This is a genomic window from Binatus sp. (SeqCode) (assembly GCF_036522015.1).
Classification (GTDB): Bacteria; Desulfobacterota; Binatia; order Binatales; family Binataceae; genus Binatus.
Window position 1 is genome coordinate 1 of record NZ_DATDGQ010000173.1, and the last position, 22,657, is coordinate 22,657.

At 61.1% G+C, this 22,657-nt stretch carries 23 protein-coding genes; 17 read left to right on the forward strand and 6 right to left on the reverse strand.

Annotation, left to right across the window (positions count from 1 at the left end; translation table 11 throughout):
* The 10 genes from VIW95_RS07310 to VIW95_RS07355 form a co-directional block, all read left to right on the forward strand.
* Window positions 1-1,046 (forward strand): hypothetical protein (locus VIW95_RS07310; protein ID WP_331584888.1); only part of this gene is annotated, 1,046 nt, incomplete at its 5' end.
* A gap of 18 nt (window positions 1,047-1,064) precedes the next feature.
* Window positions 1,065-4,241, forward strand: coding sequence for an error-prone DNA polymerase (locus tag VIW95_RS07315; protein ID WP_331584890.1), 3,177 nt, complete (start codon window positions 1,065-1,067; stop codon window positions 4,239-4,241).
* A 70-nt stretch (window positions 4,242-4,311) separates the two neighbouring features.
* Window positions 4,312-5,160 (forward strand): isocitrate lyase/phosphoenolpyruvate mutase family protein, encoded by an 849-nt coding sequence (locus VIW95_RS07320; protein WP_331584892.1) that lies wholly within the window; start codon window positions 4,312-4,314, stop codon window positions 5,158-5,160.
* Window positions 5,161-5,263: 103 nt separating this feature from the next.
* Window positions 5,264-5,809, forward strand: a complete 546-nt coding sequence (locus VIW95_RS07325) for a hypothetical protein (RefSeq protein WP_331584894.1) — start codon at window positions 5,264-5,266, stop codon at window positions 5,807-5,809.
* Between the two features lie 226 nt (window positions 5,810-6,035).
* Window positions 6,036-6,791: a glucose 1-dehydrogenase gene (locus VIW95_RS07330; RefSeq protein WP_331584896.1), complete on the forward strand. Its 756-nt coding sequence runs from the start codon at window positions 6,036-6,038 to the stop codon at window positions 6,789-6,791.
* A 27-nt stretch (window positions 6,792-6,818) separates the two neighbouring features.
* Complete coding sequence (locus VIW95_RS07335; RefSeq protein ID WP_331584898.1) at window positions 6,819-7,577, forward strand: glucose 1-dehydrogenase; 759 nt, start codon at window positions 6,819-6,821, stop codon at window positions 7,575-7,577.
* 64 nt (window positions 7,578-7,641) lie between these two features.
* Complete coding sequence (locus VIW95_RS07340; protein ID WP_331584900.1) at window positions 7,642-8,382, forward strand: Phenylacetic acid catabolic protein; 741 nt, start codon at window positions 7,642-7,644, stop codon at window positions 8,380-8,382.
* 9 nt (window positions 8,383-8,391) lie between these two features.
* On the forward strand, window positions 8,392-9,054 hold the full coding sequence (locus VIW95_RS07345; RefSeq protein ID WP_331584902.1) for a TetR/AcrR family transcriptional regulator: 663 nt from the start codon (window positions 8,392-8,394) through the stop codon (window positions 9,052-9,054).
* A gap of 15 nt (window positions 9,055-9,069) precedes the next feature.
* Window positions 9,070-10,719: a (2,3-dihydroxybenzoyl)adenylate synthase gene (locus VIW95_RS07350; RefSeq protein WP_331584904.1), complete on the forward strand. Its 1,650-nt coding sequence runs from the start codon at window positions 9,070-9,072 to the stop codon at window positions 10,717-10,719.
* 2 nt (window positions 10,720-10,721) lie between these two features.
* On the forward strand, window positions 10,722-11,423 hold the full coding sequence (locus tag VIW95_RS07355) for an iron-containing redox enzyme family protein (RefSeq protein WP_331584906.1): 702 nt from the start codon (window positions 10,722-10,724) through the stop codon (window positions 11,421-11,423).
* Between the two features lie 152 nt (window positions 11,424-11,575).
* On the opposite strand, the gene VIW95_RS07360 is transcribed toward VIW95_RS07355, so the two are convergent.
* The 5 genes from VIW95_RS07360 to VIW95_RS07380 all read right to left on the reverse strand — a co-directional run bounded on the left by VIW95_RS07360 (window position 11,576) and on the right by VIW95_RS07380 (window position 16,288).
* Window positions 11,576-12,658 carry a TIGR03617 family F420-dependent LLM class oxidoreductase gene (locus tag VIW95_RS07360; RefSeq protein ID WP_331584908.1) on the reverse strand — a complete coding sequence of 361 codons (1,083 nt, stop codon included), beginning with the start codon at window positions 12,656-12,658 and terminating at the stop codon, window positions 11,576-11,578.
* Between the two features lie 22 nt (window positions 12,659-12,680).
* A complete protein-coding gene (locus tag VIW95_RS07365; protein WP_331584910.1) occupies window positions 12,681-13,166 on the reverse strand; it encodes a hypothetical protein in 486 nt (161 codons plus the stop codon).
* A gap of 121 nt (window positions 13,167-13,287) precedes the next feature.
* Window positions 13,288-14,535, reverse strand: a complete 1,248-nt coding sequence (gene glyA, locus VIW95_RS07370) for a serine hydroxymethyltransferase (protein ID WP_331584912.1) — start codon at window positions 14,533-14,535, stop codon at window positions 13,288-13,290.
* Window positions 14,536-14,692: 157 nt separating this feature from the next.
* Window positions 14,693-16,054 carry a hypothetical protein gene (locus tag VIW95_RS07375; protein WP_331584913.1) on the reverse strand — a complete coding sequence of 454 codons (1,362 nt, stop codon included), beginning with the start codon at window positions 16,052-16,054 and terminating at the stop codon, window positions 14,693-14,695.
* Window positions 16,055-16,096: 42 nt separating this feature from the next.
* Window positions 16,097-16,288, reverse strand: coding sequence for a hypothetical protein (locus VIW95_RS07380; RefSeq protein ID WP_331584915.1), 192 nt, complete (start codon window positions 16,286-16,288; stop codon window positions 16,097-16,099).
* Window positions 16,289-16,323: 35 nt separating this feature from the next.
* Between VIW95_RS07380 and VIW95_RS07385 the strand changes: the two genes are divergently transcribed.
* The gene (locus VIW95_RS07385; RefSeq protein ID WP_331584918.1) at window positions 16,324-17,022 is read left to right on the forward strand and encodes a hypothetical protein; all 699 of its coding nucleotides are present in this window, start codon (window positions 16,324-16,326) and stop codon (window positions 17,020-17,022) included.
* Window positions 17,023-17,127: 105 nt separating this feature from the next.
* Here the strand turns inward: VIW95_RS07385 and VIW95_RS07390 are convergent, their stop codons facing one another.
* Window positions 17,128-17,403 (reverse strand): hypothetical protein, encoded by a 276-nt coding sequence (locus tag VIW95_RS07390; protein ID WP_331584920.1) that lies wholly within the window; start codon window positions 17,401-17,403, stop codon window positions 17,128-17,130.
* A gap of 237 nt (window positions 17,404-17,640) precedes the next feature.
* Here VIW95_RS07390 and uppP point away from each other — a divergent pair, with 237 nt between their 5' ends.
* The 6 genes from uppP to VIW95_RS07420 all read left to right on the forward strand — a co-directional run bounded on the left by uppP (window position 17,641) and on the right by VIW95_RS07420 (window position 22,506).
* Window positions 17,641-18,429: an undecaprenyl-diphosphatase UppP gene (gene uppP / locus VIW95_RS07395; protein WP_331584922.1), complete on the forward strand. Its 789-nt coding sequence runs from the start codon at window positions 17,641-17,643 to the stop codon at window positions 18,427-18,429.
* A gap of 3 nt (window positions 18,430-18,432) precedes the next feature.
* Entirely contained in the window at window positions 18,433-19,437 is a 1,005-nt protein-coding gene (locus VIW95_RS07400; protein ID WP_331584924.1) for a DMT family transporter, read from the forward strand.
* A 64-nt stretch (window positions 19,438-19,501) separates the two neighbouring features.
* The gene (gene mftG / locus VIW95_RS07405; RefSeq protein WP_331584926.1) at window positions 19,502-21,031 is read left to right on the forward strand and encodes a mycofactocin system GMC family oxidoreductase MftG; all 1,530 of its coding nucleotides are present in this window, start codon (window positions 19,502-19,504) and stop codon (window positions 21,029-21,031) included.
* 34 nt (window positions 21,032-21,065) lie between these two features.
* Window positions 21,066-21,677 (forward strand): 2-hydroxychromene-2-carboxylate isomerase, encoded by a 612-nt coding sequence (locus VIW95_RS07410; protein ID WP_331584929.1) that lies wholly within the window; start codon window positions 21,066-21,068, stop codon window positions 21,675-21,677.
* Window positions 21,678-21,683: 6 nt separating this feature from the next.
* Window positions 21,684-22,106 (forward strand): MAPEG family protein, encoded by a 423-nt coding sequence (locus VIW95_RS07415; protein WP_331584931.1) that lies wholly within the window; start codon window positions 21,684-21,686, stop codon window positions 22,104-22,106.
* A 4-nt stretch (window positions 22,107-22,110) separates the two neighbouring features.
* Window positions 22,111-22,506 carry a thioesterase family protein gene (locus tag VIW95_RS07420; protein WP_331584933.1) on the forward strand — a complete coding sequence of 132 codons (396 nt, stop codon included), beginning with the start codon at window positions 22,111-22,113 and terminating at the stop codon, window positions 22,504-22,506.
* The last annotated feature ends 151 nt before the right edge of the window (window positions 22,507-22,657 follow it).

A 22,657-nucleotide genomic window follows, 5' to 3' on the forward strand; every position in this document is an offset into this window, starting at 1 on the left:
GCGGCGGCAGCCATGCGCCGCTGGTGCCGCGCCGCCGCGCCGAGTTTTTCGTCGAGACGGTCGAGCTCGAATACGGAATCGAGCTCCTGGAGCCGCTGGGATTCGTCATGCGTGCGATGCTCGAGCGGCTCGCCGAGCGGCTTTCGATTCGCGGCATGGTGGCCGGCGATATCGCGCTCGCGTTCGGGATGAGCGGTCATCGCAGTTTCAATCGCCGGGTCGCGGTAGCGGCGCCGTCGAACGACGTCCGCGCGATTCTCACGCTCATCAACCTGAGCCTTGAAGCGGAGCCGCCCGAGGCCGCCGTCGAATCGATTCGAATCGAGATCGCGCCGCGCGTACCGCGGCCCGCGCAGACCGACATGTTCCTGCCGCCCTGCCCCGCGCCGGATAAACTGCAAACCACGATTGCGCGGTTGGCGGCGCTATGCGGTCCCGGCAACGTCGGCATGCTGAGCGCCGAAAATTCTCATCGGCCCGAAGCGACGCGGGTCGATCCATTCGCACCGCCCGCACCGCCGCCGATTCCCGAAAACGTGCCTGCGAAGAATGTGACGCAGCTAGTGATACGCGCGATTCGTCCGGCGCGGGAAATCGAGGTGATGTGCTCGCGGGAGATTCCGGAATTCGTCCGCGGCGAGAATCTTGGCGCACGCGTCATCTCGATCGCCGGGCCGTGGCGGCGCGACGGCGAATGGTGGCTTGGCTGCGCGGTGGACGAAGATCCGCCCGCGGATTCATCCGACAAAACAAATCCCGCACCGCAACGAGGACTCGAGTTACATGACGGGCGCATGTTTGGAGCGCATCCGCGCCAGGTATCGGCAGAAAATCTGAAGGCACTGTCCGCGCTCACGGCAGCGCCGTCGCCCACCCCGCATCTCAATGGCGCCTCTATGAGAAATGGGCGAACTGAAATGAATGGCACGAATAAATACGGCTTCGTCCGCGATTACTACGAACTCGCGCTCGAAGACGGCGGCGTTTACCGCGTCTTCCGCGACGTGAACTCGCACAAGTGGTTTCTCGACGGCGCCTACGACTGACTATTGCGGCGAATCGCAATGAACTCCGACTACATTGAACTTCGCGCACGTAGCGCGTTCAGCTTTCTGGAAGGGGCGAGCACGCCCGAGGATCTCGCGGCGCGCGCGGCGGAACTCGGCTACAGCGCGATGGCGCTTGGCGATCGCGACGGACTTTATGGCGCGCCGCGCTTTTACGCAGCCGCGAAGGCCGCGGGAATCCGGCAAATCGTCGGCGCGGAACTGACGCTCGACGACAACTACAACTCGCGGCTCTACGTCCTCGCGCCGGATCGCGAGTGCTACCAAAATCTCTGCCGCATGATCACCGACTCGAAGATGCGCGTGCTCAATGCCGGCGCGCTCGCCCGCGACAGCTCTGTCGCCGCGCCCAGTTATCCCGCCAAGGGCGAGAGCCGCATTACGCTCGACGAGTTGGAACGCTACGGCCGCGGACTGATTTGCCTTGGTGGCGGTGTGATGAGTCCGCTGTCGCGGATGCTTGTTCGCGGCGAGGATCCCGTCGAGCTGAGCCGGCGTCTCAGTGGGATTTTCGGCGCGGGAAATTTCTACATCGATTTGCAGCGGCATCTCGACGCCGGTGAAGAGCGCCTTAATCGCAAGCTCGCGGCGCTTGCAGGCGCGGCGCGAATCCCGGTGGTCGCGACCAACGACGTATGCCACGGCGGCTCGGATCGCAGGTTGCTCGACGTGCTTACCTGTATCCGGCTCAAGACCACGCTCGAAGAAGCCGGCCGCGCGCTGTGGATCAACAGCCAGCGTCATCTGAAATCGCCCGCCGAGATGAGTGCGCTGTTTCGCGATCTGCCGGGTGCCGTCGCCGCCTCGCGCACGATTGCCGAGCGATGCGCTTTCCAGCTCTGCGACATGGGCTATCGCTTTCCCGATTATCCGCTGCCACCGAACGAAACGCCCGACAGTTATCTGCGGATACTCACTTATGCGGGTGCGCGCGAGCGATGGCGCGGCGCGATGGACGCTCGCACACGTCGCCAACTTGAACACGAGCTCGGGATCATCGAGCGGCTCAAGCTCGCGGGCTACTTCCTGATCGTGTGGGACATCGTTCAGTTCTGCCGCGAGAATCGGATCATGGTGCAGGGACGCGGCTCCGCGGCCAACAGCGCGGTGTGTTACGCGCTCGGGATCACCGCGGTGGACGCGGTCAAGATGGAACTTCTCTTCGAGCGCTTTCTTTCCGAGGAGCGCGGCGAATGGCCCGATATCGATCTCGACCTGCCCAGCGGCGACGATCGCGAGATGGCAATTCAGTACGTCTATCGCCGCTACGGCGAACGCGGCGCCGCGATGACGGCGAACGTGATCACCTATCGAACAAGGAGTGCGGTGCGTGAGGTCGGCAAGACGCTGGGCTTCTCGCCAGAGCAGGTTGACCGGCTCGCCAAGCTCAACCAGGTGTACGAGTTCCGCGACCATCACGACGATCTGGTTGCGCTGCTCAAGCGCGGCGGCGTCGATGCGGAAGCGCCGCGAATCATGATGATGGTCAAGCTGGTGCGCAAGATTCAGAGCCTGCCGCGCCATCTCGGGCAGCATAGCGGCGGCATGGTGATCGCCGCGCAGCCGCTGGATGAAATCGTGCCGCTCGAGCCGGCCTCGATGCCCGGCCGCGTGGTGATTCAATGGGACAAAGACGACTGCGCCGATCTCGGCATCATCAAGATCGATTTGCTCGGACTCGGGATGCTGGCTGCGCTGAAGGAGGCGATTCCGATGATTCGCACGCACGAGGGCGTCGAAATCGATCTCGCGCATCTTCCGCCCGACGATCCCGACGTGTACGCGATGCTGCGGCGCGCCGATACCGTCGGTGTTTTCCAAATAGAGAGCCGCGCGCAGATGGCTACGCTGCCGCGGATGAAGCCCGAGCGATTTTACGACCTGGTGGTCGAGGTCGCGATAATTCGTCCCGGCCCAATCGTCGGCAAAATGGTGCATCCGTATCTGGATCGCCGCAATCATCGCGCGCCCGTCGAGTATCCGCATCCCTCGCTCGAGCCGATTTTGAAACGCACGCTGGGTGTCCCGCTTTTCCAGGAGCAGTTGTTGCGAATGGCGATGACGGTGGCGGGTTTCAGCGGCGGCGAGGCCGAGGAACTGCGCCGCGCGATGGGATTCAAGCGATCGGCCGAGCGGATGGAGAAAATCGAAGCGCGGCTGCGCGCCGGGATGCTGCGAAACGGCCTGCAAGGCAACGTCGCCGACGACATCGTGCGCTCGATCACGTCGTTTGCGCTGTACGGATTCCCCGAATCGCACGCCGCGAGCTTCGCGCTGATAGCGTATGCGTCGGCGTACCTGAAGTACCATCATCCGGCGGCGTTCGTTGCCGCGATGCTGAACTGCTACCCGCTCGGCTTCTATCATCCCTCGACGCTGGTGAAAGACGCCGCGCGTCACGGCGTCCTCGCACTGCCGATCGACGTGACGCGTTCGGACTGGAAATGCACAATCGAAATTGTCGATGGACGGCCCGCGGCGCGCATGGGACTGCGATACGTCACGGGGCTGCGCGAGGAAGTTGGACTTCGAATCGAAAGCGAGCGCGCGCGGCGACAGTTCGATTCGATCGCCGATCTTACCGCGCGGGTCGGACCCAATCGCCGCGAGCTCGACGCGCTCGCCTACGCCGGCGCGTTCGCCGCGTTCGGCCTGGCACGTCGCGACGCGATGTGGAATGCAGCCGCCGTCGAACGCGACCCCAAGAGTCTGCTCGCCGGCACGAAGCCGCGTGACAGTGGGGCGCCACTCGCATCGATGTCGCCGATCGATGAAACGCTGGCGGACTACGCCGCGACCGGCCTCACCACCGGCCCTCATCTGATGAAGTATCTGCGCAACGATTTGACCGTGCGCGGAATTCTGAGCGCCGACGATCTCACTCGCGCCCGGCATCAATCGTGGGTGAAGACTGCCGGCGTCGTGATCGTGCGCCAACGCCCCGGCACCGCGAAGGGTTTTTTGTTCATCACGCTCGAGGACGAGACCGGAATCGCCAACCTGATCGTTACGCCCGACTTGTTTCAGCAAAACCGCTTGCTGTTGCGCAGCGCCGGAATCCTGCTGGCCGAGGGCGTACTGCAGCAGGTTGACGGCGTGACCGCGATTCGCGCGCGCCGTTTCGAGGAGATCAAGATTCCCGGCGCGGTCCCGCCCTCGCACGATTTTCATTGAAGTTGATCGCGCGATTTCACACGAAGACCACTGCGGTGTTGTATGTAGTCAGCAGATCAAGGAGGCAACCATGAACCGCGACACCCAACGAGCCAAAGCAGAAGCATTTCGAGCGATGCACGATCGCTCACGGATTCTAGTGCTGCCCAACGCATGGGACGCGATGAGCGCGCGTGTGATCGAAGAGGCCGGCGCGCGTGCGATTGCGACCACCAGCGCGGGCGTGGCGTTTTCAGTCGGCTATCCCGACGGCGAGGCGATTCCACGCGACGAGATGATTGCTGCGATCGCGCGTATCGCTCGGGTAGTGACGATCCCCGTCAGCGCCGACATCGAGTCCGGCTTTGCGCACGACGCTCGCGAAGTCGCCGAAACTGTCCGCCGCGTTATCGACGCCGGCGCCGTAGGGATCAACCTCGAAGACCAGGTTCACGACGGTACTCATTCGCTTTACGATCTGGAAGTCGCCGTCCAACGCGTGCGCGCAGCGCGCGAGGCGGCAGACTCCGCCGGCGTGCCGCTCGTCATCAACGCGCGAACCGACGTCTATCTGCTCGGAATCGGCGAGCCCGACTCGCGCTTCGAGCATGCCATCCGCCGCGCCAACGCGTATCGTAAGGCCGGCGCCGATTGTCTTTTCCTGCCAGCGGTTTCGCGCCGCGCCGACATCGAGCGAATCGTGCCGACCCTCAACGGCCCGCTCAACCTGCTCGCTTTCCCCGGCATCCCGACTATCGCGGAGCTCGAGCGTCTGGGCGTTGCGCGCCTGAGCGTCGGCACGCGGCTGACGCTCGGAGCTATGTCAGGGTTGCAAAAAACCGTGGGCGAATTGTTGCGTGCTGGTACATACGATTCGACGCCCGAAGGCGCCACCACTTACGCTGACGCGAACCGCTTGATGGCCAGCCACCGAATTTAGTCGCCGCCAGCACCAACGCGTAACCGGTTTTCCGCCTTAACGTACAGTTATGTGAGAGCGAATGCCGCCAACAAAGGAGGCCGCTCCATCAAGGAGTTTTCATATGGTTTCGAAATTGTCTCGCGGTATCGTTCCCGTAGTTATAGCGGTCGCTCTGGTCGCCGCGGTGGCGCACGTCGCTTCGTCGAATTCCGGCGGTATGGGCGGTCACATGGGGCATCGAGGTTTTCACGGCATGCATGGCGGCATGGACGCGCTCGGCATGCCGCTCCCGCTGTTGCTGAGGACCGCAAATCTGACCGACGCGCAGAAGCAGCAGATTCATACTATCTTCCAGAACCGACGCGCCGCACGTAAGACCGAATACCAGCAGCTCAAAGCCGCCAAGGAAGCAATCGCGGCCAAGTTCACGTCGACCGGCACGGTAGCAGCCAGCGACTTGTCCGTCCCGGTTACGACAATGACTCAGCTCCACGATCAAATGATGAATGAGCAGATTCAGGACGCGATCGCAATTCGTAACGTTCTGACCCCGGCTCAGCTCACGCAAATCTCCGCAACCAAGGCCAAGCTCGATTCAATTCACGCCGAGATGAAGGCTCTGTGGGCGCAGAGCGGCAGCCCGAGCGACTCAACTCCGACCGAGTAGAACAGTCCGGTACCTCCATCGGACCAGCGGGGTCGCGGCCATTAGGCTGCGACCCCGCTTTTTATCTTGATACTGGGTGCAGAGCCGGTCCTGAGCGAAGCCGAAGGAGGTCACCCCTGCCAAAGGAGGCGTGGAACCCACCGAGGGTTTCACATCAAGTGATTGGGCGTTTGCGCTAACCGCATCCCGTCAAAATGCGCTAATCTCGGCAAATGGAGCGGTACCAATGAGACTAAAAGGAAAAGTCGCGCTGATCACCGGCGCTGGCTCTGGAATGGGCCGTGCGGCCTCCGTGTTGTTTGCGCGCGAAGGCGCGAAAGTAGCGGCGATCGACGTAGCCGAAGCGTCCGCGGCTGAGACCGCGCGAATGATCAAATCGTCCGGCGGTGAGGCGATTTCGTTGCGTGCAGACGTGTCCGACTCGGAGGACGCGCGCGCGATGGTCGAAGAAACTGTTCGCGCATTTGGCGGGCTCGACGTGCTCTACAACAACGCGGGAATCGAAGGCGAGTCGGGTTTCATCGCGCAGCTCAGCGAAGAGGCATTCGACCGCGTGATAGCCATCAACCTGCGCGGCGTATGGCTCGGAATGAAATACGGACTGCCGCGAATCGTCGAGCGCGGTGGCGGCGCCGTGATCAACACCGCATCGGTCGCTGGAATCGTCGGGCGCAAAGGAGCGGCCGCCTACTGCGCGGCGAAAGCCGGCGTGATTTCGCTGACCCGCGTGGCGGCGCTCGAGTACGGGCGCTACAACGTTCGCGTCAACTGCATTTGCCCGGGGGTAATCCATACCCCGATGGTGGATCGAATCACCGGTCCCGACGGACTGAAACCGAGGTTCATCGAGCGCAGCTCGGTGCTCGGGCGCGTCGGCAAGGCAGACGAAATCGCGCACACCGCGCTATTCCTGGCCAGCGACGAAGCCCCGTTCGCGACCGGCGCGCCATTCATCATCGACGGCGGCTGGATTGCAAGTTAGATGCAATGCGCCAATTGAAGTAGCGCCATGACTCGCCTCACCGGCAAAGTTGCAATCGTAACCGGCGCCGCCCAGGGAATCGGGCGCGCAATCGCGTCGCGACTCGCCGACGAAGGCGCGAAAGTCGCACTAGCGGATGTCCAGGTCGATGCTGCCGAGCGAGCCGCGGCGGAAATTCGCGCCAGCGGCGCAAGCGCGATCGCGATCGCGCTCGACGTCACCAAACTTGGCGATGCGATCGCGGCGGCCGATCGCGTCGAGCACGAACTCGGACCAATCGACATCCTCGTGAACAACGCCGGATGGGACGTGCTGATGCCGTTCGTCGAGTCCACCCCCGACTTTTGGGACAAAGTGATCGCGATCAACTATCGCGGCATGCTCAATTGCTGCAAGGCAATCGCGCCCCGCATGCAGTCGCGAAGCTCCGGCAAAATCATCTCGATCTCTTCCGACGCAGCCCGCGTCGGTTCGAGTGGCGAAGCGGTTTACGCGGGATGCAAAGCTGCCATCATCGGATTCTCGAAAACGCTCGCGCGCGAACTCGCCGCAAATCACATCAACGTCAACGTGGTTTGCCCCGGGCCAACCGACACGGCGCTGCTGAAGAATGCGATGGCCGGACGCGAGAAACTTCTCGACGCGATGGCGCGTGGCATCCCGTTTCGCCGCCTCGGGCAACCGGCGGACCTCGCCGGCGCAGTCGCGTTCTTCGCGAGTTCCGATTCAGACTTCGTCACCGGCCAGGTGCTGAGCGTGAGCGGCGGCCTTACGATGGCGGGTTGACGGGGAGTTGTCCCAGTGTTATCTGAACTATCGTTCAGAACAAGATGAGGACAGAAACAATCGAATGAGTAATCCCGCCCCTTCGAGCGATCTCCGATTCGCGAGCCCCGACGGCCTGCCCGCCGACTACAAAGATCTGTTGATCCGGATGCTCTCGATCCAGTCGCGGATCGAGTCCGAATATATGCTCGCGCCCGAGCGCACGCTCCTCAAGCCGCTCGCGCTGGCTCCAACAGCCGAAGACAAAGCCGAGTACGCGGCGTTCTGGTCCGACGAAGTTCGCCACGCGAGTTACTGGATGAAGCTGCTCGAAGACCTCGGCGTCACAGTCGATGGGAAATTCATGGCGTCGCCGATGCCGATCTACATATTTGAAATGCGCGACCAGGCCGAGGACTGGCTCGAGTACGGCCTGTTCAGTTTCTTCGCCGACCGCCAGGGCGCTTACATGGGTTACGAGTGGGTCGGCTGCAGCTACGAGCCGCTCGCGCGAATCGCGGAACGCGTGCACAAAGAGGAGCTCGGTCATGCCGCCTTCGGCTACCGGCTGATCCGCAGGTACTTGCAGCGTGAAGGCGATCGCGGACGCGAACTGCTGATCAAACACCTGGCAAAGTGGTATCCCGCCGGGCTCGATATGTTTGGAAAATCGGGATCCAAGCGGCAATTCGACTATGTTCGATGGGGTCTTCGACGCCGCAGCAACGAGCAAATGCGTGAAGAGTTCACCGAGGAAATCGACAACCTGCTGACCAAACTCGAGATTCCGATCCCCGATCCGTCGGCGGGCCGTCGATTCAGCTGAGGTGATCAATTGAAAAAGTCGAATCTCGAGTCCGCGCCGAAGCGGGTCGCGCGAATCAAGCCTGCCGCGCGCGCGATGGCGCCCGACGAGCGCTACGACGCAAACGTCGATCACATTTTGAGCTCGGCGGCCGCGGTTTTTGCCGAAAAGAGTTTCGGTCTCGCCTCGATTCGCGACATCGCGACTCGCGCGCGAATTTCTTTCCCGCGCATCTACTACTACCTCCGCAACAAGGAGGAGCTGCTCTACCTCATCTCGCGCCGCGCGTTTGAACAACTCGTCTCGCTCGCCGAGTCGCGAATTTCATCGAATAACGATCCGGAAGAGCGCTTGCGGCTGTTCATCCGCAGCCATCTTGAGTACCACATGAGCAATCTCGCCGAGATGAAAGTACTCGTGCGGGAGGCCGATTCTCTCACCGGCCGTTACGCCGCCGATATCACTCGTCTCAAGCGCGAGTACTCGCGCATCTGTCGCCGATTGCTCGAGGGCTACGCCGCGCATCGCAACAAGACTCTCGATCGCGAGCAGACACGAATACTCACTTCGCTGCTGTTCGGTGCGATGAACTGGTTTTACACCTGGTACGAACCGGCGCGCGACTACGAACAGCGCAGCCGCATCATGGACGAATGTTTCCGCATGATCGCCGGGGCTCTTTCCGCCCGCTGAATCTTCGGACGCACGATGCTCGAAGGATGCACTCCGTTTCCCGCCGACTTCGCAGAGCGCTACGTTCGCGAAGAAATCTGGCGTCGCGAAACCATCCCGCACGCGATCGCAAGCGCTGCGCTCGAGCATCCCGAAGCCATCGCAGTCAGCGATTCGACTCGAAGTCTCAGCTTCTTGCAACTAATCGCTGAAGCGGGAAGCCTCGCCGCCCTCCTCTCCCGCAATGGGATAGAGCGCAACGACCGCATCGTCATCCAGCTTCCCAACTGTGTCGAATTTGCAACTTTGATTATCGCAAGCCTCGAAATCGGCGCGATTCCCGTTATGGCGCTACCGGCTTTTCGCAAAGCAGAGCTCGAATACCTGGCGTCGTTCTCGGACGCAAAGGCAATCGCGATCGTGCCCGAGTATCGTGCATTCGATCACGCTGCGCTCGCTCGAGAACTTAAGCTCCGCGTCATTCTTTCAACCGCGCCGGCCAAGGGATGCGTCTCGATGCACGAGAGCGGCAGATCATCGTGCTCGATTGGAACTTCAGCAAACGATCCATTCGACGTTGCACTGTTCCTGCTGTCCGGCGGCACGACCGGGATGCCGAAGCTTATACCGCGCACGCACGCCGACTATCTGTACAACGCGCGCGCATCCGCTGCCGCGACCGATCTCAAGTCGGAATCGCGGATCCTGATAGCACTCCCGGCCGAGCACAATTTTCCGCTGGCATGCCCCGGATTGCTCGGCGCGCTGCTGACCGGCGCGCGAACCTTCTTCACTCAGTCAACGAGGGCGGCCGATCTCTCGAATACCATCGAGCGCGAACAAATCAGTCACCTGCCATGCGTTCCCGCGCTCGCGATCGCTTTGCTTGACCTTCCGCCATCTTCACGTGCCCAGCTTGCTTCGTTGCGCATCATCACGATTGGCGGTCAGCGGCTCCAAGAGCCGACCGCCCGTGCTCTGCGAGGAGCCTTTCCGGATCTCATCGTGCAGCAAGTGTTCGGGATGGCCGAGGGATTGTTGTGCTACACACCCCTCGACGCGCCGGAAGAGGTGACGTTCACGACGCAAGGCCGTCCACTTTCGTTGGCCGACGAGATCCGGATCGTCAACGCCGACGGAACGGAGGTCGCGACCGGGGAAGTTGGCGAGCTATGGTGCCGCGGTCCGTACACGATTCGCGGCTACTTCCATGCGCCCGAGCGCAATCGGGAAGCCTTCACTGCGGATGGCTTCTATCGCACCGGGGACCTGGTGCGGCTCGACCCGTCGGGGAATCTTGTAGTCGAAGGCAGAATCAAAGACCTGATCAATCGCGGCGGCGAGAAGATCAACGCTGAGGAAATCGAAGCGCATTTGATCGCGCATCCTGCTGTCAGCGCCGCCGCCATTGTTGCGATGCCCGATGACGTTCTCGGTGAAAAGGCCTGCGCCTATCTGTTGCTGCAAGATGGAGAGACTCTCGCGATTGGCGCGATGCGCGAGTTTCTCGCGGCTCGCGGCGTCGCGCAATTCAAATGGCCCGAACGAATCGAGATCGTACCCGAATTGCCGCTTACCAACGTCGGCAAGATCAGAAAGTCTGAACTGCGCCGTGACATTGCGGAAAAACTCGCCGCCGAACGCGGCGCGTTGGCTTCCAGAGCCGCTGCGCCACAAGGAAATTGATTATGGATGTCGAAAAAGGAACACGCCAGCTCAAAGGCTTAATCGAAAGACTCGAGCGCAACAATCGCACGCTTCGGTCGCATCCGACGATCGAGAAGATCGAGCGCGGCGAACTGTCTCAAGCGCAGCTTCGGCATTGGGCGACACAACTGTTCATCGGCAACAAGGCCCACAACGCCAACATCCTCGGCCTCATCTACGCGAAGTGCGATGATTTCCCGGCGCGCAAAGCGATCGTCGAAAATCTGATCGAAGAAGAACTCGGCCGTGTCTCCGGCGCCAACCGATCGCATCCCGAACTCTATCTCGAATTCGGCGAGGCTATCGGAATCCCGCGCGCCGAATTGCTCAGCGCGAGCAAGACCGCCGACGCGACCGCGATGATGCATTGGATGTACTGGCTGGCCGAATCGAAGCCGTGGTACGTGACGCTGGCTGGCATCAGTCTCGGCTCCGAACTCTTCAACCCTGACGCTTACGTCCGCGTGATCGACGGACTCAGCCGTCACTACAAACTCTCCGACGATGCGTTGTTGTTCTTCAGTGTTCACGTGAAGGTGGACAAGGACCACGGCGACTCGAGCGCGGGTTCGATCTTTCGGGCGATACCCGAAAGCGCTGCCGCCGAAACGCTATGGGCCGTGGAAACTCATATCGAGTTGATGCGCCGCTTGTGGTCCGACATCAACCCGCCGCTCGCGTAGTTGGGGAAGGGTAAATCACTTTATTTGATGTGAAACCCGCGGTGGGTTTCACGCTTCCTTCGGCAGGGGTGACCCCTGCACCCAGTGATAAGAAAGATGCGGGACTTCGTCCCTGTTAGAACTTTTTATTACGAGGACGTATGCTGGATTCTCTAGGGATTTTTTAGGTCCTGGATAATCTCCTTGAGCACGCCGCGATCGTGATCGTTCTTCACCGGCATGTCGAATGAGAGCCGGTTAACGCCGGCGAAGCGTTTCTTTATCACCGACGCTATCTCGTCGTAGGTGCCGACTGCGGCGAACGCATGGACCATCTCGTCGGTGACGAGCTTCGCCATCTCGGGCCACTTCTGTTGCACCGATAGTTTGTGCAATTGGTCGGCCGTGTCACCCCATCCGTCGATTTCAAAGCTCGAACGATACGAGCGTGTCGATCCGTAAAACGCGATGGTCGATTTCATTCCGCTGACGGCTCGCGCGAGCGAGTCCTGGTCCTTTCCGGCACACAGAAACCCGCCGCCGCCGATTTGAAAGTTGCTCCACTCCGCGGCTGGTTTGCCCGACTTGTCGAAGCCTTTTTTCAGATTCGGGAACGCGATCTGATCGAGATATTTCCGCGTGACGATCCCATGCAGGCGCACGCCGTCGCACACTTCTCCCGCGACCTGGAGCATCCGCTCCTGCACCGCCGCAATCAGCACGGGGATATGGGGATTGGACTGCGGCGGCGGCGCGAAGTTCGGCGTCATCAGCGAGAGATTGTAGTGCTCGCTTTGAAAGTTGAACGGCTCGCGAGTCTGCCAGGTGCGCCAGCACGCGCGCATTGCCCCGACGTAGTCTTTCATCCGCTGCGCCGGCTTCGACCATGGCATCCCGAAACGCCGCGTCACGTGGCCTTTCACCTGCGAGCCGAGTCCCAGGTTCAGCCGGCCGCCGCTCATGCGCTGCAAATCCCACGCGGTGTACGCGGTCGCGACGGGACTCTTGGTGTAGGCGAGCGCGATGCCGGTCGCCAGCTCGATCTTCGACGGTTCCTGCGCCGCTATCGCCAGTTCGAGATACGGGTCGTGCTGCGTTTCGACCGCGAGGATCGTGTCGTAGCCGAGTGCATCGGCGTCGCGCACCTGGTCGCGAATCGTGCTCCACGTCGGCTCGGGACGCTTGCCGCCATCCTGCATATCAGGCGTGTACGGCATCCCGAGATGCAGGCCTCGTTCAACTTTTATTTTTGCCATGCGGATTTTTACGGTCGAGCGGTTACGGACAAGTCGGGCCTAACAACGTGACCTTGGAGAAATCGCCGCCGGTGAAACCATTTTCGAAGCATTTTCCGGCGTAGTGATAGTTTCCGCTGAGAGTGCCGTCGTTCTGGATGAATGCGGTTCCCTTGATATTGCATCCGCTGCCCACCTTACCGTGAAAACTGAATTGAGTGGGCTTGACGGTGCCGGAGATATTTCCGTGGACGTGCGAAGCGGGTTGGAGATCGATGCTGCTGTGTTTCTTGTTGATCTTGTTTTTTGTCTGCCCAAAAACAAACAGAATGCTGGTGTTGCCCTGGCTATCGTTGAATGCGTTGCCCTGCCAGCATCCCGAGATATTCGGAACCGTTACGTCAGGCAGCTGAGAGACATCCTCGTCGTTCGCGTCCTGGGCAAGGGCCAATCCAGCGGGCGCGAGAGTCAAACCGGTGGCCAACAAACCCGACGCAAGTAGCGACAGAGTTTTCGAGAAAGGATTCATTGCCTTCGCGTCCTCCCCTGAATGAGCCCGCGTCGAAACATACCACGCGCCGTCAACCCGGGCACGCGGTTCGAAGCCAGCGACCTAACCCCTTGGGAAGGGGAACAATCGCGTTCGACTGCTAAGTGAGCGCGATTCCTGGGGCTGGGAATTTGCGACACATCTCGGAGACTGCAGCCGCGATACGCCCTAGCGCCGCCTCGTCGCCGGCGTGGGCGATCGCTTCGTCCATGAATTTTCCGATCTGGCGCATCTCCGCGTCGCCCATTCCGCGCGAGGTTACCGCCGGCGTGCCGAGGCGCAAGCCGCTGGGGCTGAAGGGCTTGCGTGGATCGTAGGGAACCGTGTTGTAGTTGCAGACGATACCGGCGGCGTCGAGCGCCTTCGCGCCTTTCTTGCCGATCACTTTCTTATTGGTCAGATCGACCAGTATCAGATGGTTGTCGGTGCCGCCCGAGACGAGGCTGAATCCGCGCGCGAGCAGCTCATCGGCCAGCGTCTTTGCGTTGCTCACCACTTTTTTTGCGTAGTCCCTGAACTCGGGCGTAGATGCTTCCTTCAACGCAACCGCGATCGCTGCTGTCGTGTGATTGTGCGGACCGCCCTGCAGACCGGGGAAGACCGCCTTGTCGATCTTTTCGGCGTATTCGTTGCGGCACATGATCATCGCACCGCGCGGTCCGCGCAGGGTCTTGTGCGTGGTGGTCATGATCACGTCGGCATACGGCACGGGACTCGGATGCACGCCGCCGACAATCAGTCCGGCGACGTGTGAGATGTCGGCGAGCAGAAGAGCGCCGACTTCTTTTGCGATTTCGCTGAAACTCTTGAAGTCCCACAGGCGCGGATACGCGGTGCCGCCGGTCACGATTATTTTCGGCCGCTCTTTACGCGCCAGCGCGCGGACCTTGTCGAAATCGATGAGGTGGCTTTCCCGGTCAACCTCATACGGGGCCGATTTCCAGAACGTGCCCGTGATACTGACCGGCCATCCGTGGGTCAGATGCCCGCCGTGCGGCAGCAAGAGGCCCATGATGGTGTCGCCCGGCTTGAGCAACGCGAGATATACCGCGACGTTTGCGGGCGACCCCGAATAGGGCTGCACGTTGGCGTGATCGACGTTGAACAGCGCCTTGGCGCGGTTCACAGCCAGCTCTTCGATCTGATCGATGTAGCGCTGGCCCTCGTAGTAGCGGCGTCCGGGGTAGCCCTCGGAATATTTGTTGGTGAGAATCGAGCCGGTCGCTTCGAGCACCGCTTTCGAGACGTAGTTCTCCGACGGGATCATCCGGACCGAATCGATCTCGTACCGCTCTTCCTGTTTTATGAGGTCAAATATTTCCGGGTCAGTTCGCTTGAGTTCGTCCACACCGCACCTCCCTTATCGTCATCCGAATGAGCGTATAGTCGCGTCCCAAACGAGGCAAAAGCAGGGGCGCCCTTCATCTAACGTGAAACCCACCCTTGGGTTTCACACTTCCTTGGGCAGAGGTCACCCCTGCACCCAGTGAACCGCTGGTGCGATACTAGTGTAGATCCGGGGGCGTTACCTTGGCGAGCCATGCGCGGTAGTTGCCCTCATAGCCGACCGCATGCTGGCGTTCGCGAACGCGACGCAGCAGGCTCGAGACTCCATCCGGCGCGATCTTTTGTCGCGCGCTCATCGCACCGGCGATCTTCTCGCCGGAGACGGCCGCGTCTTTGCGCGCGCCCTCGGCAATCTTAAACTCCTCGCCCGACAATCCCAGGTACGCCTCGGCGACGCGCGAGCCAATTTCGGTGCCGCTGTCGAGCGAGTCCTTGATATTGCCCTTGCCGGTCAGCACGTTGCCGGCGGCGAACACGGCGGTGGGGCCGTCCATCAGCAGGCCGATCTTCTGATCGACGTAGGTATAAACTTCGCCCTTCTGCGCGATTCCGGGAATCGGCTCGGGGATGCTGCCGATCGAACTTATGGTCAGCGGAGCGCGCGCCGACTCCGCGCCTTCCTGCACGATTCGCACTTGTCCGTCGGCGACTTCGGTGCGGCTGAAGTTCACTCCCACCACCGCGCCGTTCTCGACGACGACGCCGCTCGGCGCGCGCAGCTCCTGGAACTCGAAGAGGAACTTGCGCTGCGCCTTGTCGAGGATCTTCGCACGCGCCTGCCTGAGCGCGTCTGCCCGCTTGGCGGGGGCGTCGGGAGGAATGTCCGACAGCGGCATGTCGAGGACGCGGCGGCGGTAGTACAACTTGCACGGCGCGACGTCGAGGTCGCCGTACTTGAGCCCGCTCGCATTCAGCACCGGCTCGATCCCTTCGCGTTCGAGCGCGAGCATGTCGCCGGCGATGCCGCGCGCCTTGAGGGCCGCCAGCGTCATCTCGATTTGCAGCACTTTGACCACGTCGATCGACGCGAGTCCGCCACCGACGACGATCGCGCCGGGACTGAGATCGTAGCGCGGACCGTCATAATTTTTTTCGAGGTAGTGATTGAACCAGTAGATGAGCTTGTTCTGATAGACCAGGCCGCGATCGATGAACTGGTCGGCGCCCTCGACCGGAAACGCGCGATCCTTCCACGCGCCATGGGCCAGGACGATTCCGCTGAGTCCCCAGCTGGTGCGCAGTTGTTCGAAATCGAGTTCGCGGCCCATCCGGGTCAGCGGGACATACTCGATATTCGGATGGTCGAGGCGCTGGTTGATTTCTTCGTACTCGTCTTTGCGCTGCTTGACGTGCCATCGGGGCAGGCCGTCTTCGATTTTGCCGTAGGGGCGCGAATTCTGCTCGAACACGATGACCAGGGCGCCGCGCTCGGCGAGGATTCGCGCGATTTCCGAGCCGGCGGTGGCGCCTCCAACCACGGCCATCACGTGCCGCGGCGTTTTGTTTTCAGCTTCTGTCATAAGGGTATATTTGATTAGCGTCTGCGGGCGGATCGTGCAATCTCAATCGCAATGCGAGGGCACTCGCGCCAGTTCGTCTTGCGCAGATGAAAGGCTCATGGTTTCCTTAACAGGCCGTTGATAAATCACGGCCTGTTCCTCTCTTATCTCCCCCCGCAACAGAGCGGGAGAGAAGATAAAGGAAAGCAGCCAGCTTTTGCACAGGGTGTTGAGACAATTTGCAAAAAGATCCATCGTGGAGTTTTCTCAACACCCTGTTATCGGTTGAGATGGGTGCGGCGCGGATTGTGTTTCGGCAATTTCCAAAAATCGCGATCGTCTTCTCGATATTGATCTGCCCCGGATGCTACTACGCTCCATATTACGCCAACCGCGCCGGCGGCGGTGGGACCGATGCGGCACAAGGCGAGCAACACGACCTGCCGTACACGGCTCACGATTCATTTCTTCTAACCCAGGACGTGCTCCGGAGCGAGGGCATCCTGTTCGAGGTCAAGCCCGACGACCACCTCATCACGCTGTGGAAGGATGCCCACGTCGGCGGCGGCGTGCTCGGCAGCCTGGTCGGTAAGCATCCGCAGTATCGCTATGAGATCGAAGTGGTGCCGCTTTCCAGCCGCAGCTCCAGGGTGGTCGTCAACGTTCGGGGCGAGGACATTCCCGACGAAGACACCGCGAAGTACAGCGCGACCACGCGTCTCAACCTGTTCTCCAAAATGGACGAGCTGGCCGCGCAATTCCCGCCGTCGGGCGGCACTCCCAAGGAAGGGGGCGTCAACTACGCTCTCCTCCCCAACGAGGATTTGAAGGGACTTGCAAAGCGGGCGACCGGCAACGAGGACAACTGGCGGCAAATCGCGCAGGACAATGGGCTCAAGTCGCCGACCGATGGCGCCAGTCTGCCCAGTATCTGGATCAGGAACACGTTGTTGAGCGAGTCGAAGAAAGGTTCCGACGGGGACAACTGAAACCGGCGCAGTATTATGCAAATCAGCAGCCGTAAAAAAATCGATGCCCGCCCGAGTTCGCCCAGGGCAGGCATCGAAATGATCGCCTCGCGCTATCGCGGTGGATCAATCGTTAGGGTACGATGCCTCGCTTGGGTCGTATTCCGGGCTCAGTCCCGCAGGACTGACGGCGGCGACCACGGCCAGGAACTGCTCGAACGTCATCTGGAGATTAAGGAATCCACCTTGGCAAAAGACCCAGCCGTAGTAGTCCAGAATCTCGTCGGGGATCATCACCGGCAATCGTGGCAGCGTTGAAACAACCGGAAACGGACGCGGTTCACCCGGGTTGATGTCGTCCCAAACGGCAGACTGGTCAGGCCCTCCGTCGGACTCGACCACGCTTACCTCCCGTAAGGGAATTACCTTGCCTCTGGCAACTCGATTCATAGGCGATAACGCCTCCTGCTACCCGCATCTACTCTAGGCCAATGAGGACCAATTCTAGACGATGCACCGGCCCGGTCAAGGAGTATCTTAGACATGTTTTCACCTTCTAGTAAGTTTCTTGGGCATCGGTCCCCTTTGGCACAATCATGCACTAAACGCGTCGTACACTCCTAAGTAGCTGAAACTATTATGTTTTCTGTATTCCAAGCGATCGTTCTCGGCATCGTGCAGGGCTTAACCGAGTTTTTGCCGGTCTCCAGTTCGGCACATTTGATACTGGTCCCGTGGCTATTCAAATGGCGGGAGGACCCGGGGCTTGCCTTCGACGTCATGCTTCACCTTGGAACTTTATTGGCGCTATTGGTCTTCTACTGGCGCGAATGGCTCGAGATGGTGATGTCGATTGCCAACGGCAACCGCGTCCAGCGGCGGTTGCTGCTGCTGTTGATAGTCGCGTCAGTACCCGGAGCGATTATTGGAGTGCTCCTCGAGAAACAAGCCGAGACGATCTTTCGATCGCCGGTTCTGGTCGCCATCACTTTGGCCACCCTTGGCATTCTGCTGTGGGCCGCTGATAAATTTGGGGCGGAAAAGCGCAAAATAGGCGACCTTACGTTCCTCGACGCCCTCCTTATCGGCCTGAGCCAGGCCTTTGCGATAATTCCCGGCGTCTCCCGCTCCGGCGCCACGATTACCACCGCACGCTTCCTCGGCGTCGAGCGCGCCGACGCTGCGAACTTCTCCTTCCTGATGGCGACGCCGATTATCGCCGGCGCCGGATTGCTCGAAGTGCGTAAATTCTTCCACTCCGGCCTCACACCCCAGCTTGGATGGGGCTTCGCGGCCTCGGCAGTATTCGGCCTGCTGGCAATCGTCTGGCTGCTGAGATTCGTGCGAACCAACAGCTACCGGCCCTTCGCGATTTATCGAATCGCGCTGGCCGTACTGGTAGTGGCAGTGGCGTTGGCGCGAGCGTAGTCGATGCCGATCGAGACCTCGGCGCGTTCCATGCCGCCTGTTCCCAACGAAAGCGCAATCGAAACGGCGCGTCGCGCCCGCGCCTTTCAGGTCGGTCTGACGCTTTGCATCATCAATACGATCATCGGCGCCGCCCAGCCGGTGATCACGCGGTGGGGCGCGGTTCATCTCGATCCCCTGCTCTTCTGCACCGGCGCGGTCGTGGTCGCGACGCTGTGTACGATCCCGCTGCTCCTGTTTACCGGTGAGTTGAGATTGATCGTCGACGCGCGTTATCGCGGCCGCCTGTTGTGCGTGGCGATGGCGGGAACCGTGATGACCAGCCTTACCCTCACCTACGGACTCACCCGCATCGGCGCAGTCGCCGGCGTGCTGCTTTTGCAAACCGAGCCGGTCTATTCGCTGATTCTTTCGACGATCTTCATCGGCGAGCGGCCGTCGGCGCGGCAGATGCTGGCGACCGCTACGATCCTCGTCGGCATCGGTTCGGTATTTGCCGGCGGCGGCTCGCTTTCGCCGTTGTGGGCGGCGGCGATCATCTTCACGACGCCGCTATTCTGGCAGGCGTCGCACGTGATGGGTCTGAAGCTGATGCCCCCGTTGACGCCGACCTCGATGACGGGCGGCCGCTTTCTCTATGCGTCGATTGTTCTGACAGCGATGCTACTGGTATTCCGGCGCGACTCAATTGCGCAACTCGCGGACCCAACCTCGCTCGGCGTGATCCTGGTGACCGGATTCTTCATTTATTTTCTGAGTGGGCTGACGTGGTACGGCGCGATCAACCGGCTCTCGCTGGCGTGGACGACCGCGCTGGTCATCCCGGGCATCCCGATACTTTCGATTTTGTTCGCGGTGTTGTTTTTGGGCGAGCGCGCAACCATTCGCGAGATCGTCGGCATCCTGATTTCAGTCAGCGGCGTGCTGGCCCTTGTACTCGGCGCCGACCCGCATCGCAAGCAACCCGCGTCGGAAGCCGCCGAGGCAATCCACGAACCGCTGATCTGATCTAGGAAAGTACCGACGTTACCTGCTAGCACTTGGACCGCGCTCTGAAGACGGGAGACGGTCGATGGAGTACGACGATATCATTGTGGGCGCGGGTTCCGCGGGCGCTGTGCTCGCTGCCCGGCTCAGCGAGGATCCCAATCGCGCCGTCCTGCTGCTCGAGGCCGGCCCCGACTACTCAGCCGTAGAGCGCACTCCGGCCGACTTGCTGAACACGTGGGTCTCTGCCGGACCGCATGATTGGGGCTTGATCGCGCAGGCCACGCCCACTCGGGAAATCCCGTACCCGCGCGGCAAAGTCACTGGCGGCAGCTCTGCCGTCAATGGACATATCGCGCTGCGCGGTACGCCGGACGACTTCGATGAATGGGCGGCGTGGGGTAATCGCGAGTGGAGCTTCGAGAAGGTCCTGCCGTTCCATCGCAAGCTCGAAGACGATCGCGACGCTCGCGGCGATTTTCATGGAGTCGGCGGACCGATATGGATCGAGCGCCCGCGGCCCGAGAACTGGCAGCCTCTCAACCGTGCCTTTTTTGATGCCGCGCGCGCGGCGGGATACGCAGAAGTCTCGGACCACAACGATCCGCAGTCCACCGGTATCGGCCCGTGGCCGCGCAACCGGCGCGACGGCGTGCGCATCTCGACCGCAATCGGCTATCTTGCGCCCGCGCGTCATCGCATGAATCTCACGATTCGATCCGGTGTCAACGTGCACCGCGTGACAATCGAGAACGGCCGCGCGGTAGGTGTCGAAATCGAAAGCAGCGGCACGCTGCAGCGCGTGCCCGGCCGGCGCGTCACGCTCTCCGCCGGCGCCATCCACTCTCCCGCTCTATTGATGCGTTCGGGGATCGGGCCGCGCGATGAACTCGCGGCGCTGGGAATCAAATGCCAGATGAACTCGCCGGGCGTCGGCCGCAATCTCATTGACCATCCGATGGTCTTCGTCGTCGCGACGCCGGTGGCGGGAATTCCGCACGACCCGCAAGTTACCAATCCCATCGGTATCCGCTACACCGCGGCGGGCTCGGACGAATTCAACGACATGCAGATGTACGTGTTTGAACTGTTCGATGAGAGCGTGGCTCCCGGACTTGCGCTCGGCCTGACTGTCCCGAGCGTCGCTGTTGTGCCCGGCCTGCAGCGCCCCCGCTCGCGCGGTCGGCTAACCCTGCGCAGCGCCAATCCCGACGTCCCGCCGATCATCGATCTCAATTATCTGGGCGACCCCGAAGATCTGCGCCGGATGGCCGACGGCGTGCGCATCGCGTGGCGCTTGATGCACGAAGGTCCGTTCGCGCCGATGCTCAAAGAGTTCGTGAATCTGAGCGCGGAAGTGGTTAACTCCGATTCCGCGCTCGAGACGTTCGTGCGCGAAAACTGCACGACGATCTTTCATCCGGTGGGCACCGCGAAGATGGGCCCGGAGAACGATCCGGTGGCCGTCGTCGATCAGTACTGTCGCGTGCGCGGCGTCGAGGGACTGCGCGTGGTCGATGCTTCGATAATGCCGAACATCGTGCGCGCCAACACCAATCTCACTTGCATCATGATCGGGGAACGCGTCGCCGACTGGATGCGCACTTCGGATTAGGCAGTTCTCGCTTCTGTCTGCTAAATCCTCACTCATGGCCGACGAGCTCCTTACCATCAAGCTCTACTATGACTACAAGAGCCCGTTCGCGTATCTCGCGATGCATCCGGCGTATGCCCTGATGGAATCGCATCGCGTTCGCCTGCATTACATACCGCACGAACTCAACATCCGCGGCGCTTTCGGCGGCGACCTCGACCAGCGCCCCGAGCGCGACTGGCGCAAAGTCCGCTACCTCTACCTCGACGCCCGCCGCTACGCGAACGCGCGCGGCATGATCCTCCGCGGACCGCAGAAGATCTTCGACTCGAAACTCGCGCTCATGTCCGGCCTGTGGGCCGACCAGCATGGCCTATTCCGCCCGTATTCCGATCGCGTCTTCGAGCGCTTCTTCAAACGCGAGCTCGATATCGAAAACGCCGCAGCGCTTGCCGCGGTGATGAAAGAAACGGGACTCGACGCCGACGCTTTCCGGCGCTACGCCGCTCACGACGGCCCCCGCGAACTGTCCGAGGCGTTCGCCGCGGGCGATCGCGATGGCGTGTTCGGCGTACCGACTTTCATCGTCGATGGAGAACCGTTTTGGGGTAACGATCGAGTTGAATGGATCGTCAAAAAGCTCGACGCGATGGGCCTTAGGAGATAGCCGCCGATGGGTGAGTACCAGTTTTACGCATTGACGACTGTGATCCTGTTCTTCAAGATGCTCGCGAACTCGGTCGTTCAGGGCGTCGGACGAGTGAACTCGAAAACATTCGTGACCGCTGAAGACGCGCAATTCTTCGCACACGTCCCGCCTGCGCCGGATGAAGCGCCAATCGTAAAACGCGCCGCGCTGGTCTGGCGCAACGACCTGGAGAACATTCCGATCTTCCTGTTCCTGGGTTTAATCTACGTCACGCTCGGATGCTGGCCGGAAGGCGCGTTCATATATTTCACCATCTTCATCGTCGCACGTATTTTGCACACGATTGCTTACCTGAACGGCATGCAGCCATGGCGAACGATTTTTTTCACCTTCGGAATGGCAATGTGCGTCGCGCTGGCCATCCAGATTTTGCTTACAGTGCTTTAGAAAGATGAAACCTGTACCGGTCGGCGCCAAGGGCAAGTTCGAGCAGCTGGTCGAGACGCGGCATCTTGCGAGCGAACTCGATTCGTCTCTCGCCGCCGTGTTGTCCACGCCGACGATGATCGCGATGATGGAGCAGGCGGCCATCGAAGCCATCAAGCCGTTTCTCGACGCCGGCGAAAGCTCGGTCGGCATGTCGATCGAAGTCAGTCACATCGCCGCAACTCCGCCCGGGCATCGCGCACGCGCCGAAGCAGAATTGACCAAGGTCGAAGGCCGGCGCCTCGAATTTGCCGTGCGCGCGTTCGATGACGTCGAGCAGATTGGCTCCGGGAGCCATCGACGCGCAGTTGTCGACGCCGCCAAGTTCAATGATCGGCTTAAAGCCAAGCAGAAACACTAGCGCCGACAGGACATCACGATGGCCAGTGAAATTTTCGATCGCAAAGAGGTGTACGTCGGCCGCGACTTCGGCGGCCTCACCTACGACATCACACCCGATCTGATTGCGACCTACGCGGCAGGAACCGGTGACGACAATCCATGGTATCGTG